Raw genomic sequence first — 6,291 nt, 5'->3', positions numbered from 1 at the left:
GTCGAGGCCGATCCGGACCTGTCGGAGCATCCCGGCCTGGCCACCGTCCTGGCGTCCCTGCTGGACGAGGAGCGCCGGACTTCCTCCGCAAATCTGGAGACGGTACTCACCAGATATTTCTGGTGTGTCGCATCACCAGAACTCGGTCGCGACGAGACGGGAGCGTGAGGCCCGGTGGCCACGGAGATCCCCCCGCAGCTGACCCTGGCGGACATCGACCTGAGCGACCTGCGGTTCTGGGCCCGTCCGCTGGAGGAGCGGGCGCGGGCGTTCGCGCTGCTGCGCGCCCAGCCTGGCCCGGTGTTCTTCACCCTGCCCAAGCTCCCCTTCCTCCGGCAGAGCCCGGGATCCTGGGCGCTGGTCCACCACGCCGACGTGACGGAGGCCAGCCGCCACCCGGAGATCTTCAGCAGCGAGCCCAGCGCCACCAGCCCGGCCGACATGCCGCGCTGGATGGACGGCTACTTCAACTCGATGATCGACATGGACGACCCGCGGCACGCCAAGATCCGCCGGATCGTCTCGCGGGCGTTCAGCCCCAGGATGCTGGCCAGGGCCGAGGACGACATCGCCCGGCGCGCCGCCCGGATCGTGGACGAGCTGGTCGAGGCCGGCGGCGGCGACTTCGTGTCCGGGGCGGCGGCGCGGCTGCCGGTCGAGGTCATCTGCGACATGCTCGGCATCCCCGCCCGGCACCACCGGCGGGTGGTGGAACTGACCAACATCATCGTCGGCTACAGCGACCCCGAGTACGTGGGCGCCACCCTCGAGTACCGGGACGGCGCCCCGAAACCGGGCCGGCTCGGCACGCTGCGCATGCTGGGCACGGTGGCGTCCGCGGGGTGGCGGCTGCACCGGCTGGCGGCCCGCCTCGGACGCGAGCGCAGAGCGTCCCCCACCGGCGACCTGACCTCGGCGCTGGTGAACGCCAACGTCGACGGCGAACGGCTGACCCCGCGCGAGTTCGCCACGTTCTTCCTGCTGCTGGTGGTGGCCGGGAACGAGACCACCCGCAACGCGATCGCGCACGGCCTGAAGCTGTTCACCGAGCACCCCGACCAGCGCGAGCTGCTGCTGGCCGACTTCGACGGACGCATCGCCGGGGCCGTCGAGGAGATCGTGCGCTTCAGCAGCCCGGTCATCTTCATGCGGCGCAACCTCACCCGCGACCACGAGATGAACGGCCACACCTTCCGCAAGGGCGACCGCGTGACGCTGTTCTACTGGTCCGCCAACCGCGACGAGGCGGTCTTCGCCGACCCCGACCGGTTCGACATCACGCGCTCGCCGAACCCGCACGTCGGGTTCGGCGGCCCCGGGCCGCACTTCTGCCTGGGCGCCAACCTGGCACGGCGAGAGATCACCGTGATGTTCCGCGAGCTGTTCACCCGCCTGCCCGACATCGCCGCGGGGGAGCCCGACCGGCTCAAGTCCGGCTTCATCAACGGCTACAAGCGCCTGCCCTGCACCTTCACCCCTCCGCCGGCCCGGCGCTGAGCGGCAGGGGCGCGGTTCACTGCTGGCCGGACAGCGGCGGCCGGCCCGAAGGCTCCGCCTCGTCCCGCCTCGCCTCCCGGTCGGCGGCGGCCCCGTCGGCGGGCTGGGGGACGTCCTGCCTCCGGCGTGCCCCGTCCGGCCGGGTGCGGGACGGCCGGATGTTGCGCCAGCGGATGAAGGGTTCGACGCCACGGGCGATCAGCGGCCCGGCGATGGCCAGCATCAGCACATAGGCGGCGGCCAGCGGCCCGAGCCGGGGGTTGATGCCGGCGGACACCGCCAGCCCGGCGATGACGATGTTGAACTCCCCGCGCGGGACCAGCGCCGCTCCGGCCCGCAGCCGCCCGCGGGCGGCCACCCCCGCGCGGCGGGCGGCCAGCCAGCCCGAGGCGAGCTTGGTGGCGATCCCGGCGACGGCGAGCAGCGCGGCCACGCCCAGCACGGGCGGCAGCTGGCCGGGATCGGTGTGCAGGCCGAAGAACACGAAGAACACCGCGGCGAACAGGTCCCGCAGCGGCGCCAGCAGCTCGCGCGCCGTGTGGGCCAGCGGGCCCGACAGGGCGATGCCGACCAGGAACGCGCCGACCGCCGCCGACACCTGCAACTGCTGGGCCACGCCGGCGACCAGCAGGGTCAGGCCCAGCACCTTCAGCAGCAGCACCTCGTCGGTGGGGCTGGCCACGAACCGCTCCACCAGCCGGCCGTGCCGCAGCGCGACGAACAGGATCAGGGTGATGGTGGCGGCGGCGATGCCGAGCGTGGTCGCCCCGGCGACCAGGGAGGCCCCGGCCAGCAGCGCGGTGAGGATCGGCAGGTAGGCGGCCATCGCCAGGTCCTCGAACACCAGGATCGACAGCACCGCAGGGGTCTCCCGGTTGCCCAGCCAGCCGAGGTCGCCCATGACCTTCGCGGTGATCCCGGACGAGGTGACGTAGGTGATGCCGCCGAGCGCCACCGCGGCCACCGGCCCCCAGCCGAGGATCAGCGCCACCGCCACCCCGGGAGCGGCGTTGAGCACGAGGTCGGCCAGTCCTGCCGGAGCCGAGGTGCGCAGGGTGCCGACGAGCTCGCCCGCGGTGTACTCCAGCCCGAGGGTGAACAGGAGCAGGATGACCCCCACCTCGGCGCCTAGCGAGACGAACTCCTCGCTGGCGCCGAGGGGCAGGATGCCGCCCGAGCCGAAGGCCAGCCCGGCCACCAGGTACAGCGGGATCGGTGAGATGGAGAAGCGGACCGCCATCGCGCCCAGCAGCCCCAGCGCCAGGACGATCGCTCCGAGTTCGATCAGTTGTGTCGCGGCATGCACGGTCCTCTCACCCGCCGTGCAGGATGGCCGCGACGGCGGCCGTCCCCTCGTCGGTGCCGACCACCACCACGACGTCCTCGGCGCGGAACTCGAAGTCCGGGCGCGGGCTGGCGATGACCTCGCCGTCGCGCACCACCGCGACGATCGAGGCGCCGGAGCGGGTGCGGGCCCGGGTGTCGCCCAGCCGGCGCCCCGCGAACGGCGAGGCGGCCGTCAGCAGGATCTGCTCGGTCACCAGCCCCTCGACCTGCCGGTTGAGCTCGGCCAGCCGTTCCACCACCCGGCCGGTGCCCAGCAGCTCGGCGAGGGCGTTGGCCTCCTCGGCCGCCAGCGCCACCGACACGACGCAGGTATCGGGATCGTCCTTGTCGTAGATCACCAGATCGCGGCGTCCCGTGCGGTGCGACACCACCCCGATCTGGCGCCCCCGCCCGGTGGTGAAGACATGCCGCAACCCGATGCCCGGCAGCGATGTCCGCTCGACGTCCATGACCCTCTCCCGCCTTCTCCGTGATCTCCGTGGCCGCACGGAGGATGCCCCGGCGCGCCCGTGCGCCGGACCCGGCCGTCCCTGAGCGCCGCCCGTGGGGTTTCGGACATGGTTCCAGAACCGACCGGAACACGACCTTAGGCGAAACCCGCCCATGGAAGCGCAGCCCACGGTGCCCGGCGGGCAGGGTCATCCCCTGGTCGCGGGAGACTCCTGCCGCGGAGCGCGGTCCGGGTCGTGGTGCCCGGGCGCTGCCCGGTGCCGTCGCAGAGCCGGATTGAGGAGGCCGAGGGAGACGACCGCGGCCGCCGCCGCCAGGCCGCCGACCAGGAGGGCCAGGGGCGCGGAGGTGGCGGACGCGAGCAGCCCACCGCGGAAGTTGCCGAGCTCGGGGCCGGCGACGCCGATGACGTGCTCGACCGAGGAGACCCGGCCCCGGAAGTGGTCGGGGGTCTCGACCTGGACCAGGGTGCCGCGGGTGATCACGGCCACGGTGTCGGCCGCGCCGGCCGCCGCCAGGCAGGACAGCGCGAGCCAGAGAGGCCCCGCCAGACCGAAACCGGCGAGGGCCAGCCCCCAGACCGAGGCCGCGACGAGCTGGGCGAGGGCGCCGCGGCGGAGGCGGGTGACCGTCCCCGAGAACAGGCCGGCGCCGAGCCCGCCGACCGCGATCGCGGACAGGAACAGCCCCAGCGTCCGGGGATCGCCGCCGAACCGGAGCTCGTTGACCATGGGGAAGAGCGCGACGGGCATGGCCAGGACGGTGGCGGCGAGGTCGACGCCGAAGGACCCCCACAGGATCGGGTGCCGCAGGACGAGCCGCCAGCCCCCCGGGAGCGGCCCGCGGCGTTCCCCTCCCGGCGGCCGCTCGTCCTCGGCGCGCCGGACGGGCATCGCGGGGAGCCGGATCACGGCGACCAGCGACGCGACGGTGGCCAGGGCCTGGACCGCGTACGCGGCGGGGTAGCGCCACTGCGCGAGCACGAGCCCGGCGACGGCCGGCCCGACCAGCATGGACGCCTGGAACGCGACGCTCTGCAGGGCGAGCCCGGCGGCGACCTGGTCGGAGGGCAGCAGCCGGACGGGGAAGGTGCGCCGGGCCGGCGCCCCGAGCGCCGCGCAGCCGGTCTCGACGGCGACCAGGGCCAGCAGCAGCGTCACCGACCGGTTCCCGGCGGCGGCCTGCGCCAGCAGGCCGAGGGACGCCAGCGCCTGGCCGCCGGTGGCCGCGCGGACGAGGCTCCTGCGGTCGACCGCGTCGGCCAGCGATCCGCCGACCAGGCCGAGCACGAGCATGGGCACACCCGTGGCCAGGCCGATGGCCCCGGTCCACAGGGGGCTGCGGGTCAGTTCCCAGACCTGCTGCAGGACGGCGACGACGGCGATCTGACGGCCGATCGAGGCGAGCGACGACCCGACCCACAGGTCGCGGAACGCCCGGCTCCCGCGCAGCGGACGGACGTCGATGAGCCGTTCGCTCAGGGCCACGGCTACGGTTCGGCCGGGGCGGGCGCCGGGGGCGCGGGATGATCGGGAGGCACGGCGCCGAGATGGGAGAGGATCCTGTCCTTCATCGGCCGCCGTGCCAGAGCGCGCTCCAGCTCGGTGACGACGGCGCTGAGCCGATGCGGCACCTCGTCGTCGAGTTCGGCGACCGCCGCCTCGGTCGCGCGCCACTCGGCCTCCAGGAACGGGACGAGGGCGCGGCCCCGGTCGGTCAGGGAGACGCGGCGCGTACGGGCGTCGGCGCCCGGCTCGGAGTCGACCAGCCCCTCGCGGCGCATGGCCGCGATCGTCTGGCTCATCGCCGAGTGGGAGCGGTCGAGCGAGGCGGCGAGTTCGCGGATCGTCAGCGGGCCGGTATGCGCGAGACGGATGAGGGGGTAGGCGAAGCGGGGGCGGACTCCCCGGATGCCTCGGTCGGTGTACAGGGATTCGATCTGGGCGTCCAGGCCGGCCAGCAGGGTGTGCAGCGCATGCCACCGCCCCGGCGTCGCGGTCGGGTCCGAGAATGTCACAGCGCTAATATAACAGCGCTGTTGCATGCCTGTCCCCTCCGGACCACGCTCAGCGGGGCCGTGGTGGGTAGAAGACCCTGCAAGGGATCCGAAAACGGGGAGGCCGTCCGCGGTGAGCTCACGACCCGAGATCGACACGACCGTGCCGCATTCGGCCCGGATCTGGAACTTCCTGCTGGGCGGTACCGACAACTACCCCGTCGACCGGCAGGCCGGAGAAGGGATCTTCGCGGTCTTCCCCGGGATGGTCGCCATGGCCCGGCAGTCCCGGCGGATGCTGCAGCGGGTGGTGCGCCACCTGGCGGGAGAGGCGGGCGTCCGCCAGTTCCTGGACATCGGGACCGGGCTGCCCACCATGGACAACACCCACGAGATCGCCCAGCGGCTCGCCCCGGCCTCCCGGATCGTCTACGTCGACAACGACCCGCTGGTGCTGACGCACGCCCGGAAGCTGCTGACCAGCACGCCCGAAGGCGCCACCGACTACGTCGAGGCCGACGTCCGCGAGCCCGAGGCGATCCTCGCCGAAGCCGCCCGCACCCTCGACTACGACGAGCCCGTCGCGCTCATGCTCATGGGCATCCTCGGGCTGGTGGGCGACTACGACCAGGCCCGTTCGATCGTCGACCGGCTCATGGCGGCGCTGCCGTCCGGCAGCTACCTGGCCGTCTACGACGGCACCGACAGCGACCCCGCCTACGCCGCGGCCATCCGCACCTACAACTCCGCGAGCGGCGCCGTCCCCTACATCCCCCGCACGCAGGAGCAGATCGCCGGCTACTTCGACGGCCTGGAGCTGCTGGAACCCGGTGTCGTGCCGGTGACGCGATGGCGGCCCGACCCCGGCCAGGAAGACGTCCCCGAGGTGTCCTGCTCAGGCGGTTTGGCCCGCGGCTCAGGGAGGGTGGGTATGGACCCGCTCCCGGATACGTCTCGGAGTGACAGAATCCCGTGGCCCCACCCTCCCTCCGCCGGTCGGC

The 6,291-nt window shown here is 73.5% G+C and carries 6 protein-coding genes; 2 read left to right on the top strand and 4 right to left on the bottom strand.

Annotation, left to right across the window (positions count from 1 at the left end):
* Positions 1 to 174: 174 nt before the first annotated feature.
* A complete protein-coding gene (locus AB0C69_RS36210; RefSeq protein ID WP_353831226.1) occupies positions 175 to 1,497 on the top strand; it encodes a cytochrome P450 in 1,323 nt (440 codons plus the stop codon).
* A gap of 16 nt (positions 1,498 to 1,513) precedes the next feature.
* On the opposite strand, the gene AB0C69_RS36205 is transcribed toward AB0C69_RS36210, so the two are convergent.
* The 4 genes from AB0C69_RS36205 to AB0C69_RS36190 all read right to left on the bottom strand — a co-directional run bounded on the left by AB0C69_RS36205 (position 1,514) and on the right by AB0C69_RS36190 (position 5,311).
* Entirely contained in the window at positions 1,514 to 2,803 is a 1,290-nt protein-coding gene (locus AB0C69_RS36205; protein ID WP_360359953.1) for a cation:proton antiporter, read from the bottom strand.
* Between the two features lie 7 nt (positions 2,804 to 2,810).
* Complete coding sequence (locus AB0C69_RS36200; protein ID WP_345172146.1) at positions 2,811 to 3,293, bottom strand: TrkA C-terminal domain-containing protein; 483 nt, start codon at positions 3,291 to 3,293, stop codon at positions 2,811 to 2,813.
* Between the two features lie 189 nt (positions 3,294 to 3,482).
* Positions 3,483 to 4,781, bottom strand: a complete 1,299-nt coding sequence (locus tag AB0C69_RS36195; RefSeq protein ID WP_360359949.1) for an MFS transporter — start codon at positions 4,779 to 4,781, stop codon at positions 3,483 to 3,485.
* A gap of 2 nt (positions 4,782 to 4,783) precedes the next feature.
* On the bottom strand, positions 4,784 to 5,311 hold the full coding sequence (locus AB0C69_RS36190; protein WP_360359946.1) for a MarR family transcriptional regulator: 528 nt from the start codon (positions 5,309 to 5,311) through the stop codon (positions 4,784 to 4,786).
* 112 nt (positions 5,312 to 5,423) lie between these two features.
* On the opposite strand from AB0C69_RS36190, the gene AB0C69_RS36185 reads away from it, so the two are divergent.
* Positions 5,424 to 6,291 (top strand): SAM-dependent methyltransferase (locus tag AB0C69_RS36185; protein ID WP_360359943.1); only part of this gene is annotated, 868 nt, incomplete at its 3' end.

The sequence above is a fragment of the Actinomadura sp. NPDC048032 genome (assembly GCF_040653175.1).
GTDB lineage: Bacteria > Actinomycetota > Actinomycetes > Streptosporangiales > Streptosporangiaceae > Spirillospora > Spirillospora verrucosospora.
The sequence above is the reverse complement of the archived record's forward strand: the minus strand, read 5'-3'. Positions and strand labels throughout refer to the sequence as shown.